This is a genomic window from Fibrobacter sp. UWB7 (genome assembly GCF_900142945.1).
In the GTDB taxonomy this organism is placed as follows: Bacteria; Fibrobacterota; Fibrobacteria; order Fibrobacterales; family Fibrobacteraceae; genus Fibrobacter.
In genome coordinates this window covers 778,195-795,054 of sequence record NZ_FRCO01000002.1, presented here as the reverse complement: position 1 = coordinate 795,054, position 16,860 = coordinate 778,195, and the positions used below count along the sequence as shown (strand labels likewise).

Here is a 16,860-nt window from a genome sequence, read left to right as displayed (position 1 = left end):
ACTGGCCCCGGTTTGTCGCCACGGCGAAAACCATTTTTGCTTCCCACGTGAAGCCTTGCGACCGTCAAGTCTCCAAGGAGGCGCTAGTAAGATGGTCTTTAATTAACCCACACATTCCAGTCACCCCGCTTGCAGGTTATTTTCCAGCCTGCTCGTGTGGTTCAACCCTTACTTTATGAGGTGCCCACATGGAAATAATCGCTCTCGCACTTTCACTCCTCGCAGTGATTCTGTGCATTGTTATCCTTGTTAAGGTTAATAAGCTTCTCACGATGCTTCGTACCCCGATTTTCAAGAAGCTCACCCCGGACATGAACTTGAAGCCGTCCGCCCGTCGCCCGATCAGCGCACAGGAAATGGCTCAGCGTGGTGGCAACAATAAGGAAAATCGCCAGAACAAGGAACGTCCGAACAACAATAATAAGGACAACCGCAATCAGCAGCAGGCTCAGGCTCATGCCCCTGCAACGCGTGATCGCAATGAACAACAACAGCGTCCGGAACGTGGCCCGCGCCGCGAACGCCGCCCGGAACGCCCGCATCGTGAAGCTAACGCTGAAGCTCCTGTTGCTGCTGCAGAACAGGCCGCTCCGGTTGCACCGGCTGCTGAAGCTCCGGTCGCCGAAGCTCGTCGCCCGCTCGCTCCGCGCATTCCGGTTGAAACTCCGGCCGCTCCGGCTGTCGAAGCTGCCCCGGTCGCTCCGGTTGCTGAAGCCCCGGCTGAAGCTGCTGCAGAAACCGCTTTTGATCCGTCCAAGGTCCGCTATGGCCGCCGCAACGTGATCAAGAAGGCTCCGGAACTCTCCGAAGAAGCTTAATTCTCACGAGAATTTGCAAAAAATCCCAGTCCAACCGGACTGGGATTTTTTTTGTTTAAGGTTCGATAAACTTGGATGAATGATTGCTATTTTTGCAAATGACCTAATTTCAAAGACGTATGCTATTATTATGATTTTTTCAAATCTTCATTGTTTGTCTGTATTGACATTGTCGGCTTTGTGTCTTGTTGCTTGTAAGGAAATCGATACTCATAATGAGCATAGGGGTAAGGTCCTTACGCATAATTTTACCGATCCAAGGGACAATCAGTCTTATCCGGTCGTTAACATTGGTTTGCAAGTTTGGATGGCGGCGAATTTGAACTATGAAATGAACGGTAGCTATTGTAGTAAGAATCGCTTAGAAACATATTGTGCTAAATATGGTCGCATTTACTCATGGGAGGCTGCGCAAAATGCCTGCCCTGCAGGCTGGCACCTTCCGAGCAGGGCTGAATTGGAAACTTTGATAACTACTGTTGGTGGAGATTCGATTGCAGGCAGGGTGCTGAAGAGTAAAACCGGCTGGCGCAATGATGGAAATGGTACAGATGACTTCGGCTTTAATGCACTCCCTGGCGGCTTTGGAAGTTCTCATCCGGATTTTGGTTATCATATTATTCTTGATGGTCTTATAGGATCATTTTGGAGTTCCACCGTGTCTGATTCTGACAAGGTGTACTTCATGCACTTGGACTATCAGGATGTGGCTACTATACAGAACCCTAAAAAAAATTGGGGGCATTCCGTTCGTTGTATAAAGGACTAGGCTTGCTTCGTTGCTATCTCGTATAAAAACGACCCCGGCGCAGTTCAACTGGCCGGGGGAATATTCTTTGCGGCGAAGCCGCCTATCTTAAACTAATGACTATTAATCAGTAACGTGCCGTTTACTTCGACAGCTTCTCAGTAAGGCCCATGAGCATGTTCAAACCGACAGCGTCCATGGCTGTGCTTGCGCCGCCCTTGGAGTCGCCGGTCATCATGATTTCCGGGACGAGCGGATGTGCGGACTTGGCGAGAGCTTCAGCAACACCGACCTTGGTCTTGTAATCCCATTCGGCGCGTTCTTGCGGAGTCAAACCGGCGCTGACGAGAGCTCTGTTGGCGGCTGCTTCAGCTTCTTTTTCGGCCTTTATTTTCTTAGCGACTTCGAGAGCTCTCAAAGCTTCGAGGCGAGCGACTTCCTGTTCCTTCTGAGCTTGGAGAACGGCCACGTCGCGTTCCTTTTCAGCCTGCGTCACAGCCTTGATCTTTTCCACTTCCTGGTCGGCCTTGGCCTGGGCGATGCGAGCCTTACCTTCGGCTTCGGCGGTGATGGCGGCCTGCTTTGCGGTTTCAGCGGCGGTGGCGTTAGAGACGCGCTTCATTTCGCGGTCTTTCACGATGTCGAGCTGCTGTTGAGCTTTCTGATCGAGGCGGACGTTCTGGATTTCGAACTGCACCACTCTGATGCCGTAAAGACGGAGTGCCGAGGGCTTTGTCAAAATGCGGTTGCCGTTCTTATCGAGTTTCAGCTTTGTGACCTTGTATTCTTGCGTTTCGGCTTTCTTGATGATTTTGCCTTCGGAATCGTATTCGTCTTCGCCGGCCTTTTCGGTAAGCACTTCGATCGTGGTGAGGTATTCGCCTTCGGTGAGTTGGTCTTCGGCGATTCTTCTGAATTCAGCAATCTTTGTCACCTTGGCTTCTTCGGCGGTGAAGAGCGGTGCGGTCTTTCTAACGGCGGAGAGCACGGAGTTACGGACAAGGTCATGCTTGAGCTTCTTGTCGGAGCGCTGTTCGCGATGGATTTTCACGAGGTCTTCGCAGTCCGTGGGGAGCTGGTATTTGAGGTAGCCGCTGATTTCGGCGTTTGCGTTTCGGGACAAGGTAACGGAGATGTCGTCCTCGTCGTCGTCACCGCCTTCCCAGCCTTCGCCCTTTACCTTATCTGTAGAGGAGTTGAAGTAGAAGTCCTTGGTTCTGTCGTAAGAATAAATGCTTGCAAATCCCTTGAAGTAAAAACCGGCGTGGTCGATGCAGGAGAGCGTGCCAAACGGGGACTGCTTCACAAGAAGCTGCGTTGCACTGTTGTAACCGATATTACATTTGAGCAAAATAAGAGCGATAACAACGATGACCGCGACAATGATTGCTTTTGTGTAATTCTTTTTGGGAAGCTGTATTTTGGGTTGCACTTTGGGCTGTAATTTGGATTCTGTTTCCATTGTTTTTTCCTTCTTTAGTTTATGCAAACAAATATAGTTATTGCACCGCGTTTGTCAGTGTAAGCGCCGTCGTTCTTTCGGTGCTGCTCTTGACAATGTCCGCAATCGTCTGGCGGGCTTCTTCGCCTTCGGGGGCGGGGTAGAGGGGGAATACGTGTCCCAGTTCTTCTCCGACGTGGAGCGTGACGGAAACGCCAGCCGCCTTCATTTTTTCACCGCAATTGACGATGTCGGGGTAGAAAACTTCCCAGGTGCCAACGAAAATGTCGGTGGGCGGGAGTCCTTGCATGTTGCCGTAGAGTGGCGAAACCATCGGGTCGTGCGCATCCATGCCGTTAGCCCAAGAAAGACCAAATTGATGTAGTTCGTCGATATGAAGCCAGTTGTCGTATTCTGCAATGGATTCATCGCCGCCAGTGATGTCGACCCACGGTGAAATCAGGATGAGGTGCTTGGGCGAGGGGAGCGATTGTTCCAGGATTTCTTCGGCGAGCGCAAGCGAGAATCCGCCACCGGCACTGTCTCCCATGATGATGATTTTGCTTGCGGGGAAGCGTTTCAAGAGTTCGCTGTAGAGCTTTAATACGAGTGTATGGGCTTCGAGCGCCGTATGTTCCGGCAAAAGGGGGTAGTCCGGCATGACAAAACCGCAACCTGTTGCCTTTGATATTTCAGAAAGAATTTTCCAGTGGGATGGCGTTATGCCTTGCCTGTAGGCTCCGCCGTGGAGGTAGAGGATGACGGGCTTGGTTTCGTCTGCGGCCGCCATCTCGTAAACGTGCATGCCCTCGATCTGGTATTCTTTTACGGGGCGCTTGTCGACGCTCACCAAAGAGACAATCGCTACGAGCGCGAGCAACAAACAGGGCAAGAATATCTTTGCAAATTTCATACAAGGGGGCAATTACACCAGAGTTCTCGACAATATACTTTTTCTGTCGTGTAAACTCAAGTAAAAAAAAGAAGACCCCGCAACAGTGTGCGGGGCGACAATTCACTGGATCCCCTCCCGCGCTACGCTTGGTCGAGGATGACGATTCTAATGACTAGAATTCAATCAAGCCCTTGGCTTCGTCAGCGAGGATGACCTTCGTTGCCATGTTGATGAACAGGCCGTGTCCGACGATACCCACGATGTGTTCCAGATCACGGGCGAGCTTGTCCGGGTCTGCGATGGGGGCGAACTTCGCATCAGCGATGAGGTTACCGCTGTCGCTAATCACCGGACCGTCCTTGCCAGGAGCGCCCATACGAACCTTGACTTCGCCACCGAGCTTTTTCACGCGTTCTGTGACGACGGCGATAGCGCCCGGGATGATTTCAAGAGGTACGGCGAACTTGGTGCCGAGCTGCTGCACGGCCTTGCCGGAGTCTGCGATAATCACATAGTTGTCCGTCATGGAGGCGACAATCTTTTCGAGGAGGTGAGCGGCTCCGCGGCCTTTGATGAGGTTGCGGTTCGGGTCAATTTCGTCTGCACCGTCAATCACCATGTCGAGGTGGCTCACTTCGCCCATTTCCTTGAGCGGGATGCCGAGGCTACGGCATTGAAGTGTGGTGCTCCAGCTGGTCGAAACGCCCGTTACGTGGATGCCTTCGGTCTTGATGCGTTCGGCAAGGCGGTTCACCATGTGAGCTGCCGTGCTGCCTGTACCGAGACCGACAATCATTCCGTCCTTGATCATGTCTGCGGCACGAACGCCTGCAGCCTTCTTGAGTTCATCCATCGATGCCATTAGCGCCATCTCCTTTCGTTTGAATCAAAATTGTCGTCGCCCATGCGATTGTCGTAACTGTCGTAGTTATCGTAGCCGTCGTAATCGTCTTCGTCCGGGAATCCGGATTCCTGTTCGGTGAAGCTTGCTTCGACAATGTCTACAACTTCGACGTTAAAAATCAAGTCCTTGCCTGCAAACGGGTGGTTCCCGTCCACAATCACGGTGTCTTCGAGAATTTCCTTGATGGTGTAAATGCCGTCGCACTGGTCGTCATCGCCATCCAGGTTCAAGTCGTTTACAAATTCCTCGGCGGTGTCCGGCAACTGGAATTCGCGCATGTCGTTATCCTGGTACATTTCGAGTTCCATGCCGAGCCAGAGCTCTCCGACGTCGCGGAGTTCTTCTTTCGGGACCGTGAGGATAAGGTCCTTGCGGTATTCGCCGTAACCGAGATTTGCCGGAATGCTCACCGTAAACTTTTCGCCCAGACGACGCCCCGTCAATGCGTCTTCGAGTCCGGGAATGATATTGTTGTATCCGTGGATATACACGAACGGTTGGGAGGCGGGAACTTCTTCAAGAATTCGCTTGCCTTCTCTGAGGGTGTAGGCTATGCTCACCTTCATCTTGTCTTGAATGACTACCATACATGCCCAAATGTAGTAAAATTGGTCAATTTCGCCACTTATATTAAATTGTTTTTCTAAATTACGGACATGCTTTACGGTATTTGTTCAGATATCCATTCCAATGCCACCGCTTTCGAGGCTGTGCTCCAGTCCATGCGCGAAAATGGCGTGGAACGGAGAGTATGCCTTGGTGATATTGTGGGATATGGCGTCGATACCGATGAGTGCGTCAATTTGGTTAAAGAGAACATGGATGTTTGCCTGATCGGGAACCACGACAGCGTGGCGGTCCGGTACGAATCCAGCGCCGGGTTCAACCCGTATGCGAAGCAGGCGATTGAATGGACCCAGAAGAACCTTTCCAAGGAGTCCGTGACGTATATCCGCTCGCTCCCGTACATCCAGGAAGAAAACGATATCTGCTTTGTGCATGCGTCGCCTTTGTCTCCGGCAGATTGGGTTTACGTGACCGATCTCGAGGATGCGCTGAACGCTTTCGACCATTTCTCGGAGCGCTACTGCTTTGTGGGGCATACGCATAGCCCGGTCATCATTGCTAGCCGCCCCTTGGCAATCCCGAAGATTCTGGACGAGTACGAGTACGTGATTGCGAATACCGAACGTTTGCTGGTGAACGTCGGCAGTGTGGGGCAACCTCGCGACCGCGACCCGAGGGCCTGCTGGTGCCTGCTCGATACCGAGACCAAGTGCGTGCGGCTCATCCGAGTGGAATACGACATTCGCGAGACGCAGAACCGCATGAAAAAGCAGGGGATGCCCTCGTTCTTGATTGACCGACTATCGGTGGGGCGTTAGATGAAGTGGGTGTTGGCGGTGTTTGGTAAGGCTGGTTCCCCGTTCATTGCGGACGAGGTGGAAAAGTATGTGAAGCGTTTGCGCGGTTCCGCGATGCCACTGGAAGTGGTGGAGCTCAAGGAATCGAAAATTGACGACCACGCCCAGGCGCTTGCCCAGGAAGCCGCCCTTTTCGAAAAAAAATTCCCGCGTAACGAGTACCGCCGAGTAATCCTCTCCGAAGAGGGCAAGCTCATGACGACGGTGAAGCTTGCCGATACGTTACAGGCCCGCTTTACGGGAAATATTGTGTTTTTGATTGGCTCCGCGTACGGCATCGACGAGAACTTAAAAAAGTCCGCCGACTTGCTCTTGAGCCTTTCTCCATTGACTTTTACCCACGACCACGCCAGGATTATTACGGTGGAGCAGCTCTACCGCGTCCAGATGGTCATGCAAAACCACCCATATCATCACCGATGAGACGAGAGAACGGTGCTGCGCACCTACAGACGAGAGACGAAAGATGTTAATTTCTGCAATTGTAGCGGTTTCTGAAAACAATGTCATCGGGCGTGACGGTCACTTGCCGTGGCACCTTTCTGCTGACCTCAAGCGCTTCAAGGCGATTACTACGGGGCATGCCATCATCCTCGGTCGCAAGAATTATGACGATATCGGACGCCCGCTCCCGAACCGCACGAACTACGTGCTCACCCGCAACAAGGATTTCCAGGCCCCGGGCTGCATTGTCTGCTCGTCGCTCGGTGAGGCTATCGAGGCCGCCCGCGCTGCTGGTGAGACGGAATGTTTCATTATCGGTGGTGCCGCCGTGTACCGCGAAGCGATGCCGCTGGTTGAAAAGCTCTATTTGACGAGAGTTTTGTCGCACGTGGAAGGCGATGTTTTCTTCCCGGAGTGGAACGATAAGTTCCAGAAAGAGAGCGCAGAATCCTTCCCGGCAGACGAAAAAAACGACTTCCCGACAACCTTTGAAATTTGGGTACGAAAAAAATAAGGTTCTATTGCCCTTAGAATTACTTATTATATACTAGAGATGTTGTTGAGGAATGGAAAGAAAATACTTAGACTTCTCATTGCAGTGGTTGCCGCTGTAATTGTTGTTCTATTTGTAGTCAGTTTTAACGGCATGTGCCGTCATGGTTCGTGCAACAATGTCATCGCCCTTAACGATGGCTGGTCCATTTCTTTTGGCGGCATTCATCTTCCGCCGATGGAACATGTCTCCGATTTCCGAGTTCCCTCAAATATTCAGCCCGGCGATACGATCATCTACGAGCGCAACATGCGGAACGATTCGATTCCCTTGCCGACAACGCTCCGATTCCATGCGTATCACGTTGCAGTAGCTGTCTATGTTGACAGTGTTTGCTATTACCGTTATGGTTTTGAACGCTTTAAAGAGGGAAAACTGGTCGGTAGCGGCATCCACCTTGTAAATATGCCGGAATTTCTTGACGACCATGTCATCCGCGTGGTGACGATTGTGACCGAAAAAGCGGCCGCAAAATCTGTGGCGCAGATTGAACTTTTGCGTTCAAATAGCATGACAGACTATTTTTCGCAAAATTCTGATTCCATTACCATTGGCATATTCCTAATGTTTTTCGGGATGATTGCCTTTATTACAGGCTGCTGTGCCGTCGGCTTTGACAGGGCTTATTACCGCCTTGTTCTGATTGGCTTGTTTGCTGGTTTGATGGGACTTTGGACGCTGAATTACGCGAAGGGTATCCAGATTGTTTCCACGAACTATGCGCTGGATACGACGCTGGAATACGTTTCGCTTTACCTCGCTGCGATTCCGTTTGGGCTTTTGATTATCAATATGCGTGCGGGTAAGATTTCGACCTGGAAGTTGAACGTGCTGAAAGTCATTGTCGGCTTTGGTGTGCTGTTCTTTGTGGTGACGACGATTTTGCATGTGACCGATATTGCGCATTACCCGACGTTCTTGCTCATTTACCATAGCTATATCTTTGTTTCGTTCCTGTTCATGGTATTCTTCAAGGTCCTTTATGACCGCGGTGCCGGATTGCAAGAGAAAATTCTCGCGTCGGGAACGGTGGTGTTTGTGCTGTTTGGCATTGCAGACTTGTTCCGCTATAATGTGCAGAACTTGTTTGGCATGGAAAAATCCTTCTTGGATGCGACTTGCTTACCGGTCGGTACGCTCTTGTTCATCTTGCTTTTGATGGTGGGTTATCTCGTCTACATGTACGAAGAACTCATGGACAAGACCGAGAAAGAAGTGCTCCGCCAGATTGCTTATCGCGATGCTTTGACGGGCATTTATAACCGCGCTAAGTGCGAACACATTTTTGAAGTGCTCAACCGCGATGATAGCGACTATGCTATTGTGAGTATTGACGTGAACGGCCTCAAGTATGTGAATGACCACTTTGGGCATTCGACGGGTGATAAGCTTTTGTGCGCCTTTGCCGATGTGTTCAAGAACGCGTTTAACGGCATCGGGACGACTATTCGCATGGGCGGTGACGAGTTTGTGGCGATTGTCCGTGCAGAACACCTCTCGGATTTGAATACCGCTTTGAAGACGATGGTGCTCTTGGAAAAAGAAGCCAAGTTGCCGATTGAATTGAATGTCGCTTATGGCTATTCTGTGCGCCGTCGCGGTGATGCCGTGACTGCAATGGATGTTTACCGCATGGCCGATGCAAATATGTACGCTATGAAGCTTGCTTCTAAGCAACAGCGAATGGCGTAATTTCACAAAAAAATTCATTCTCCGCAATTTTTTGATTAGATTTTGAATGATGATTGAGTTCAATATCTTTTATAAGCTTGCGGCGGCGCTGGGTATCGGTTTTATTATCGGTATGCAGCGTGAAAACTCGTATTCCCGCAATAATTCAAGGCACCCCGCTGGGCTGTGCTCGTTTTCGATTGTGAGCCTTTGTGGCGCCTTGTCTTGCTATTTGGGCGACCTGATGGGTTCGATTGTTCCCTTTGTTGTAGGGCTTGTGATTGTCGGGCTTTTGCTTGTGGCAAGCCATATTGCGTACGGCCTTTCGAACCAGAATAATGGAGGGCCTGCGGGTGTCACGACGAGTGCGGCACTTATCATGATTTATTTCTTGGGGGCGCTTTGCTGGTTTAACCGGCTCTTAGAAGCGTGTATCCTCATGATTGTGCTTTTGTGGCTGTTGGCGGTCAAGCGGCAGCTTCACGATTTTGCGAAAAAGATTTCGACCGAAGACATCATTGCTACAGTCAAGTTTGCGGTGATTTCTCTCATGATTTTGCCCTTCTTGCCGAATCGCTCATTTGGCCCGGCTGGGCTTGAAGTCTTGAATCCGCATACGATTTGGCTCTTTGTCGTGTTCATTTGCGGCATCGGCTTTGTGGGCTATGTGCTCATCAAGCTTGTCGGTCCGGGTAAAGGCATTTGGCTCATTGGGCTTTTGGGCGGGCTTGCGAGCAGTACCGCGCTCACGCTGAACTTGGCGGGGCGTAGCGTTGATAACGAACAGTATGCGGCTGATTTTACGCTCGGCATTGTGCTCAGCTGGTCGGTGATGTATGCGCGACTCTACCTCATTTGCATATTCCTGATGCCGTCACTTGCGTTCCCGTTGTTGGCGCCTCTGCTTGTGCCTGTGGTGCCGGGGCTTGGCTATGCGGCGTATTTGAAACTTCGTGAATCTAAGGATCATCGCCAGAAGACGACTGATTTTAACAACCCGTTCAAGCTGTTGCCGGCAATTAAGTTTGGCTTGGTCTTTACCGTGGTCATGTTCATCGCCAATGCTGCCCACGCTTATTTTGGCTCGGGCGCGTTGATGATTTGTAGCTTCTTGGGCGGTGCGGCTGAAATGGATGCGGTCGCGTTCTCGCTCATTGACATGTGCCGAAAGGCGACTCTTGAACACCACAACTTGATTTTGGCACTCCTTTTTGCGAGCCTTGCCAATACGCTTACTAAGGGCTGCATGGTGTATTTTCTTGGGTCTAAGTCCATGCGACGCCCGATTCTCCCGGCGGTGGGGCTTATCTGCGGCGTGTCCGTGGTATTAATTGGAATTTACTCGGTGGTATAAAATGTCTGAAAAAATGAAATTTGCATTGACAATCGCAGGCTTTGATGGCTCTGCGGGCGCTGGAATTTTAGCGGATGTTAAGACGATGGCGCATTTTGGCGTGTTCTGCGAATCTGTATGTACTGCACTCACGCAGCAAAATGAAGATGAATTTGTGGCGCCTGGATGGGTTATCTGGGAACGCATCGAAGCGCAACTTGAAACGTTGTTTGCTAAGCGACAGTTCAAGTTCGTGAAAATAGGACTTGTCGAAAAAGCAAAGGTGCTACAGCGAATTGTAGAATTTGTCCGTGAAAAATCTCCGGACGCCTACATTATTTGGGATCCGATTGCTAGCGCTTCGGCGGGTTTCCACTTTATGCGCTCGGCTGAACGCGATGAATTTATGCCGGTGATGAAGCAGATTGATTTGGTCACTCCGAATCTGGATGAGTTTGGATTCTTGGGATTTGAACAGGCTGCTTCTCGTGGAAAGTTTGAATTCGGGAAGGATTTCGCCTTGCTTTTAAAAGGTGGACATTCGACGGATGACGAAGCCGTTGATACCTTGTGGGACAAGGACGGTAAACAGTACAAGTTTACATGTCCGCGAATTCCGGGCAATGGTAAACACGGTACCGGTTGCCATTTATCCTCGGCAATTCTTGCAAATCTGGCGCTTGGACATACGCTCCCTGAAGCTTGCCAAATGGCAAAGAATTACCTCACCGAGCTATTACAGAGCGGTGAAGGTCGACTTGCAAAGGATTTTTAATTAAAACAAAAGAAGCCTCCCGTTGGGGAGGCTCTTTTAATAAACTATTTTATATTACTTTTGGATGCACCTGACAGAGAAAGCGTTGTTCTCTTCGATGGCGCGTTCCGCATAACGTTCGTTGTAACCGCCGATGGTCACGAAGTTTGCGATGTAGGTCGTTTCTTCGGTGGCTGTCCAGAAGAAGGCGGATTTTTCCATGTCTTCGTAAGCGAAATGTGTGTCGCTTTTGCCAGACGCATTGAATGATGCTTTGGTTTCTTCGCAGTAAGGACTCCACATGTCGTTGTTACCGAAGCAGATCCTCTGACCTGCTTGCTTGACTCTAAAGCCGTTCTTTTTGCTTGCGCCGAGGTACTTGCTCAAGAAATTCCAGTCTTTGCGGTCGGGGAGTCTCCAACCGGTTGGGCATGCCTTCATGGCGGCTTTCCACGTGTAGAGGCGACCGTACTTGTGACAGTTTTCCTTGTCGTCGTTGTAGCAGTAGCTACCCTTGGTCGTCTTGTAGGTGAGGTTTTCGGCGAGCCAGTTGTGGTTGCCGATTTTCACAATCTTGTAGGTGTGGCCGTCGCGCGGGTCCTTGAACTTTTTCGCGGAGGCTTTTTTGGAGGGGGCGGCTGCGGCGATGCAGGCTGCCAAAAGCATAAATACTAAACCAATTCTCATGACGACAAATTTAGAAATTTTCATGATGGAAAATTTTGTTATTTTGTGAAATGAAGAGGATTTAAAGTTGCTTATTGAAGATGTAAAAAAATCGATTGCGGATGCCGGTTTTCACGATGGCGAAAAGATGCCTTCTGTGCGTAAAATGGCGGAGCGTCTTGGTCTTTCAGTCAATACGGTTCATCGCGCTTACAAGATTTTGGCTCAAGAAAAACTTGTGCAGCTCGTTCATGGCAAGGGCTGTTTTTGGGGCTCAGCTCCGTCGTTCGAGGTGAAGGCAGAAGAGAGTGTTTATTCGGTAGTCGAGCGTCAGTTCCAGAACGATTTGGATAGCGGGTATTTGAATGCATTTGATGAACTTCCTTCGTGCAAGGAGCTTTCGAACCGTTATAATGTTTCGCTTTACATTGTTAAAAAGTTTCTGATGCAAAAGTGTTCGCAAGGAATTTTGCGCCATGTGGGGCACCGCTTTTTCTTTAGCGAAGAACGCCCTGTCGAAAAGTCGAATTACATTTTGTTTGTGCATCGCTCGGATGAATTCGGGCGTTTGAAGATTGAATCCGAACGTGAATCCGATGTGTTCCGCACGTTTGCGCAGATTGCCGCAGAACAGAAAATTGCGGTGAAGTTTATCGGGTATCACGAATCTTCGAACCAGTTCTATTTGTCGTCGGGCGAAACGTTTGTTGTAAAGAACGATACCCACTGCTTGGGTGTGTTCCTCTCGACGTGGCTGGTGGATGATGCGGCGAAGTTGTTTGCGCATTTTGCATCGTTCAAGAATCCGATTTCGGTCTGGTGGGAATACGCGCCGGATGTGATTCCGGTGATTGCGCGCAATAAAAAGAAGTGGGCTTTCTACAACGTGGCTTTTGGAAAGGAAGCGGGCGTGATTGTTGGGCGCTACCTCAAGAGCAAGGATATGGGGCCTGTTCATTACCTCTCGCCGTACCACGCTAGTTTTTGGTCGAAGGCTCGTTTGCAGGGCTTGCTGGATGCGGGTACGGATGTAATCCCGCTTGTCGATGAACGCTATGCATCTCCGTTTGATTTGGCGGATGCGGCTGAGCACGAGGGCGTTGAGCGCCAGGTTCTTTTGGACAACATTTTGGAATCGCTTTTGAAGAACGCGACTTTGGATAAATTCGTGTGCTCAAATGACTGGGTGGCGGCTTCGCTGATTGATTACTTCAAGGCGAAAAAGTTACCTGCGCCGTACGTGGTAGGCTTTGACGATACGATTGAAAGTTACCGCTACGTGTTTGATTCGTTTGCATTCAATGTCGGGACGATGGTGAAAGAGGCAATTTACCACATTGTCGCACCGACCATATATGCAGAACAGCGGCGCCAAATGCAGACGCCGCTTGGAAGAGTTGTCGAGAAACACTAAACGCAGTTGTCACCCCGGCCGTTGTGCCGGGATCGACATTGCTCAAGCGTTAAACTTGCCAGAGCAGGCGAGGAGCCCGAGCATATACAGGAGTCCGTCGTAGTAGCGCCAGAGTCCGGTCGGGATTTCCATATTCCAAAGGTCTTCGGCGAACGGCTTGATAAGCGGATCGCCTGCGGGGAGTGCGACAGTCGATGCTGCGTTCATGGCAATCAGGCCGCCCGTAGCAGGCCTTGCCTCGCGCGGGAACGCGCTCCCGTCGACACGCATGTCGGCGAGATACGGGCGACGCCCGTGGAGGTAACCGAGAATTTTGCGAACAGCTGAAACTTCCCATTCGCTCACGTCGGTACGTTCGCCTTTATCTTGCAATTTCGCAGCGTCAAGCCCGATGTTCCACACGACGCGCCAAGCGTCTCCGCAGAAGCAATCGCTTTCCGGGTGCCAAGGCGTTTTCTTCGGTGTTCCGTCAAATTCACTGTAGTCGGCGGCAAGTCCCGTGACCGGGTGGCAAGCCTTTTTCAAGTAGGCAACGCTGTTGTCTGCAATCTTGTTCCAAATTGCATCGCCGCTGGCTTCACCGTACATTCTATAGAACGCGACCGTGTTGTAGCTTGGGTCGGTGTAATCGTTCCCCTTCATGGGCGAGAATCGCACAAGTCCTGCATTCACGTCCATCATCGTGTACACATCGCCTGCTTGCGGCTTGTGAGCCATGTCGTTGATGAGCTCGACGGCGTCGTGCTTGTATTGTTCGTTTTTGAAAACCTTGGCGGCGAATAGGAGCGCTGCAGCAAAGTATTCTTCGCCATCCGGGGCGGCACCCGGGTCCATCATCGTGAAATCGGCGGTCGATACTTGCCAGGAGTAATAACCGGCAAGGTCGCCTTCGGTGTTTTTCATGTGCGTCTTGGCGAATTTCCAGAGCTTGTCGAAAAGGTCCTGCTTGCCGAGGAGTGCGGCAACCGTCATGCCGTAGCTCATGCCTTCGGAGCGGATGTCGTTGTGGCCGATATCCACGATGTACGCCATGTCATTGCCTTTGTCAAAGCAAATGCGTTCGTTTTCGCGGTCGCCTTCAAACAGTTGCGTGAAAGCCTTGTTGAGTTTTGCCTCAATTTCGGCGGGAGTCTTACCAATTTCTTCAAAAATGTTTCTCATGGCATCTAAAATAGAAATGTATTGGGCTCCCGTCCTCTTTTGTAGATGAAATTATTTAAAAGTGTTGCGAGTGTTTCTTAGCGCGCTTGGAAAATTGTGGCATTCGTTAAAAAAAATGAATAAAATTGAAAATGTCATGATTTGACATTTTATGATTCTATATTTATAAAAAATGAGTAATCCCGTTTTTTTTTGCATGTAGACGGGGAAGGAGAAAAAAATGAATGATGTATTAAATGGCTGCGTTGATATATGGCTAGATGAAATGGTTCCTTGCCTCAAGGATTTGGAAACAGGATCAATTGAAGAAACTTTCGTTTTTAAAATAGAAAGTCGTTCTGTTCTTAGAAAATATAATTCGTCCAATGGTTGGGGAATTGATTGGGTTAAAGTCCCTTTAAATGTTGATGTGTTTGCTCTTGCTTTAAAGAGAAATAATGAAGTACAGGGACTTATTGCGCTAAAAAAGGATTCTGATATTCGAGCCGTGTATTTGCATTGGGCTTGTACGGCGCCTAGAAATAACATATATTTATTTGGAAAGAAAAAGTATAGTGGTGTCGGTGGTCATCTTTTTGCTATTGCTGTAGATATGTCTTTTAAATGGGGCTTTGATGGATTTGTTTACGGCTTTGCTCTTAATAGGGAGCTTTTGAATCACTATATTGCGTTTCTCGGATGTTCTTTCGTTGGTATTCTTCATCCGTATCATTTTTTGATAGAACCTTGTGCGGCCCAAAAGCTTTTGGAGAATTACACTTATGAGTGGAATTGAAAAAAAGACCATGAATTTTGCGGATATTCAAAGCGAATATTTGGGTTTCCCGAATCCTTATAAAGATGCTCCATCTTGTAGGTATGATCATCGTGCGCTTGTCGCATATGCCCAAAAAGTTGGCAAGTCTATAAATGATTTGTCTTACGAAGAAAAACTTGCTTTTATAATAAAATAAAAACGCCCGCATTACTGCGAGCGTCTTTAAAAGCTTGAGTCTTGTTGGCTCTAAGCGGTTTACTACCTGGAGTAGTATTCCACGACGAGCTGTTCTTCGAGCTTGACCGGGATCTGGTCGCGGAGCGGAAGCTTCACGAGAGTACCCTGCATCTTGCCGAGATCGACAGACAAGTATTCCGGAGCGGCAGCTGCAGAAGCGATTGCTTCCTTGATCTGCACGTGTTCCTTGGACTGTTCACGAACAGCGATCACGTCGCCAGCCTTGATGAGGCGGCTCGGAGAGAAGCTACGAACACCGTTCACTGTGAAGTGACCGTGTGCAACGTACTGACGAGCAGCGAAGATCGTACGGGCAAAACCCATGCGGTAGACGACTGCGTCAAGACGAGTTTCGAGCAAGATCATCAGGTTATCACCTGCAGAACCTTCACGACGGTTAGCTTCCTTGTATGCCTTGGCAAGCTGAGCTTCGGAAATGTTGTAGGTGAAACGAAGACGCTGCTTTTCGACCAACTGCTGCTTGTAAACGGAAGCAGACTTCTTGCGGGTCTGACCATGCTGGCCAGGTGCGAAGTTGCGGCGGTCGAGAGCCTTTTGAGTCTTCTGAGAAACGGCAACGCCGAGAGAGCGTGCTACTTTACCTTTAGGTCCGCGGAAGGAGGACATATTTACCTCTTTGAGGAAGCTCTTTGGTTACGCTCGCAAGTTGGCAGAGCTTGGCACGACATGCGAGATTTGGACTTCAAATTTAGTCAAATGTTCACTACTTGTCAACAGAATCTCGGCATTTCTCGAAGACGAAGGGGTTGTGGTCGCCTTGAACCTTGAAAATGCGGCGGTCGCGCTCGCATTCGCGCTCGGTGACGGGGTACATCTTGTCCCAGGCTTCAAAAAGCTTGCGGTCTTGCTTGGAAAGGTTGATGTTGTAGGTCTTTTCCATGTAGAAATGCACGCGGGCGATTAAGCCTCGGACTTCTTTGCGGGGTTGGACCTTCTTGTCCTTGAAATCGACGATGGTTTCGCACTCGCCGTACATGGGGACCGGGTTGTTCGTCCACTGGCTGAACATGAAGTTGCTGCGGTCTCCGTTCACTTCGCCGATGGCGGGATAGAGGTTGTGGAGGTCGCCTTCCATGATTTTGAACGTGGAGTCATTGGCGCTGCAGTTCTTGCGGCCGCCGTCACGCCAGCAGGGGAGGTGTTGCCCCATGTTGTGGGCGGTCACGATGTGTTCCCACTCGATGCGCTTGGTGCGTTCAAGGCTTTTGCGGTTTGGGTTTTCGCGCGGCTTGTAGTTGCAGGTGCTAAAGTCCACGTGTTTTTTGTCGAGGTAGCGGCAACCGCAGTAGATGGTTTCCTGGAGTTCGCCGTAGTAGATGCGCCTCATCTGCTTGCCTGCATCGCGGTAGTTGTAGTGACGAGGTGCTGCCTCGGGATCGACTTTCGCAAACGAAAAAGTTGCGAAAACGCAAAGAATCAAAGCGACAGCGCTTGCTGAAACTTTCATATAAACAAAACCTCTTTTTGTGTGTGATAGAAATGTAATCATTTTGGTCATTGGTCAATGGTCTGTAGTTTTTGTAATTAGTCTATGTATGCTGAAATAGCTAATGACTAAAGACTAGTGACTAGTAACTAACGACTAATAACTAATGACGAACCTCTAACTTTCTATATTA

The 16,860-nt window shown here is 49.9% G+C and carries 19 protein-coding genes; 11 read left to right on the top strand and 8 right to left on the bottom strand.

What is annotated here, in order from left to right:
• The first annotated feature begins 188 nt into the window (after positions 1-188).
• Together BUC30_RS08830 and BUC30_RS08825 are read left to right on the top strand one after the other, a co-directional pair.
• Complete coding sequence (locus BUC30_RS08830; RefSeq protein ID WP_012819878.1) at positions 189-818, top strand: hypothetical protein; 630 nt, start codon at positions 189-191, stop codon at positions 816-818.
• Between the two features lie 79 nt (positions 819-897).
• Positions 898-1,587, top strand: coding sequence for a fibrobacter succinogenes major paralogous domain-containing protein (locus BUC30_RS08825; protein WP_073424491.1), 690 nt, complete (start codon positions 898-900; stop codon positions 1,585-1,587).
• 121 nt (positions 1,588-1,708) lie between these two features.
• Here BUC30_RS08825 and BUC30_RS08820 read toward each other — a convergent pair whose 3' ends face one another.
• From BUC30_RS08820 to BUC30_RS08805, 4 genes are all read right to left on the bottom strand, one after another.
• Positions 1,709-3,028 (bottom strand): SPFH domain-containing protein, encoded by a 1,320-nt coding sequence (locus BUC30_RS08820; protein ID WP_073424490.1) that lies wholly within the window; start codon positions 3,026-3,028, stop codon positions 1,709-1,711.
• A 37-nt stretch (positions 3,029-3,065) separates the two neighbouring features.
• Positions 3,066-3,920, bottom strand: a complete 855-nt coding sequence (locus BUC30_RS08815) for an alpha/beta hydrolase (RefSeq protein WP_073424489.1) — start codon at positions 3,918-3,920, stop codon at positions 3,066-3,068.
• A gap of 154 nt (positions 3,921-4,074) precedes the next feature.
• Entirely contained in the window at positions 4,075-4,764 is a 690-nt protein-coding gene (gene rpiA, locus BUC30_RS08810; protein WP_012819869.1) for a ribose-5-phosphate isomerase RpiA, read from the bottom strand.
• Positions 4,764-5,393 (bottom strand): FKBP-type peptidyl-prolyl cis-trans isomerase, encoded by a 630-nt coding sequence (locus BUC30_RS08805; RefSeq protein ID WP_073424488.1) that lies wholly within the window; start codon positions 5,391-5,393, stop codon positions 4,764-4,766. The genes rpiA and BUC30_RS08805 overlap by 1 nt, the downstream gene beginning before the upstream one ends.
• 69 nt (positions 5,394-5,462) lie before the next feature.
• Here BUC30_RS08805 and BUC30_RS08800 point away from each other — a divergent pair, with 69 nt between their 5' ends.
• The 6 genes from BUC30_RS08800 (at position 5,463) to BUC30_RS08775 (ending at position 11,006) form a co-directional block, all read left to right on the top strand.
• A complete protein-coding gene (locus BUC30_RS08800; protein ID WP_012819867.1) occupies positions 5,463-6,191 on the top strand; it encodes a metallophosphoesterase family protein in 729 nt (242 codons plus the stop codon).
• Entirely contained in the window at positions 6,192-6,653 is a 462-nt protein-coding gene (locus BUC30_RS08795) for a 23S rRNA (pseudouridine(1915)-N(3))-methyltransferase RlmH (RefSeq protein WP_073424487.1), read from the top strand.
• Between the two features lie 43 nt (positions 6,654-6,696).
• On the top strand, positions 6,697-7,188 hold the full coding sequence (locus tag BUC30_RS08790) for a dihydrofolate reductase (protein WP_012819865.1): 492 nt from the start codon (positions 6,697-6,699) through the stop codon (positions 7,186-7,188).
• 132 nt (positions 7,189-7,320) lie between these two features.
• Positions 7,321-8,919 carry a diguanylate cyclase gene (locus BUC30_RS08785; protein ID WP_244536565.1) on the top strand — a complete coding sequence of 533 codons (1,599 nt, stop codon included), beginning with the start codon at positions 7,321-7,323 and terminating at the stop codon, positions 8,917-8,919.
• 46 nt (positions 8,920-8,965) lie between these two features.
• Complete coding sequence (locus BUC30_RS08780) at positions 8,966-10,252, top strand: MgtC/SapB family protein (RefSeq protein WP_083555687.1); 1,287 nt, start codon at positions 8,966-8,968, stop codon at positions 10,250-10,252.
• A gap of 1 nt (position 10,253) precedes the next feature.
• Positions 10,254-11,006, top strand: coding sequence for a bifunctional hydroxymethylpyrimidine kinase/phosphomethylpyrimidine kinase (locus BUC30_RS08775; protein WP_073424483.1), 753 nt, complete (start codon positions 10,254-10,256; stop codon positions 11,004-11,006).
• Positions 11,007-11,060: 54 nt separating this feature from the next.
• Here the strand turns inward: BUC30_RS08775 and BUC30_RS08770 are convergent, their stop codons facing one another.
• On the bottom strand, positions 11,061-11,672 hold the full coding sequence (locus BUC30_RS08770; RefSeq protein ID WP_170861523.1) for an FISUMP domain-containing protein: 612 nt from the start codon (positions 11,670-11,672) through the stop codon (positions 11,061-11,063).
• Between the two features lie 67 nt (positions 11,673-11,739).
• Here BUC30_RS08770 and BUC30_RS08765 point away from each other — a divergent pair, with 67 nt between their 5' ends.
• Positions 11,740-13,065: a GntR family transcriptional regulator gene (locus tag BUC30_RS08765; RefSeq protein WP_073424481.1), complete on the top strand. Its 1,326-nt coding sequence runs from the start codon at positions 11,740-11,742 to the stop codon at positions 13,063-13,065.
• Between the two features lie 42 nt (positions 13,066-13,107).
• On the opposite strand, the gene BUC30_RS08760 is transcribed toward BUC30_RS08765, so the two are convergent.
• Positions 13,108-14,226, bottom strand: coding sequence for a glycosyl hydrolase family 8 (locus BUC30_RS08760; RefSeq protein ID WP_073424480.1), 1,119 nt, complete (start codon positions 14,224-14,226; stop codon positions 13,108-13,110).
• A gap of 220 nt (positions 14,227-14,446) precedes the next feature.
• Here BUC30_RS08760 and BUC30_RS08755 point away from each other — a divergent pair, with 220 nt between their 5' ends.
• Both BUC30_RS08755 and BUC30_RS08750 read left to right on the top strand, forming a co-directional pair.
• The gene (locus BUC30_RS08755) at positions 14,447-15,001 is read left to right on the top strand and encodes a hypothetical protein (RefSeq protein WP_073424479.1); all 555 of its coding nucleotides are present in this window, start codon (positions 14,447-14,449) and stop codon (positions 14,999-15,001) included.
• The gene (locus BUC30_RS08750) at positions 14,988-15,179 is read left to right on the top strand and encodes a hypothetical protein (protein WP_073424478.1); all 192 of its coding nucleotides are present in this window, start codon (positions 14,988-14,990) and stop codon (positions 15,177-15,179) included. The genes BUC30_RS08755 and BUC30_RS08750 overlap by 14 nt, the downstream gene beginning before the upstream one ends.
• A gap of 62 nt (positions 15,180-15,241) precedes the next feature.
• On the opposite strand, the gene rpsD is transcribed toward BUC30_RS08750, so the two are convergent.
• The gene (rpsD, locus tag BUC30_RS08745; RefSeq protein ID WP_012820048.1) at positions 15,242-15,847 is read right to left on the bottom strand and encodes a 30S ribosomal protein S4; all 606 of its coding nucleotides are present in this window, start codon (positions 15,845-15,847) and stop codon (positions 15,242-15,244) included.
• A gap of 97 nt (positions 15,848-15,944) precedes the next feature.
• Positions 15,945-16,688 (bottom strand): endonuclease, encoded by a 744-nt coding sequence (locus tag BUC30_RS08740; protein WP_073424477.1) that lies wholly within the window; start codon positions 16,686-16,688, stop codon positions 15,945-15,947.
• Between the last annotated feature and the right edge of the window lie 172 nt (positions 16,689-16,860).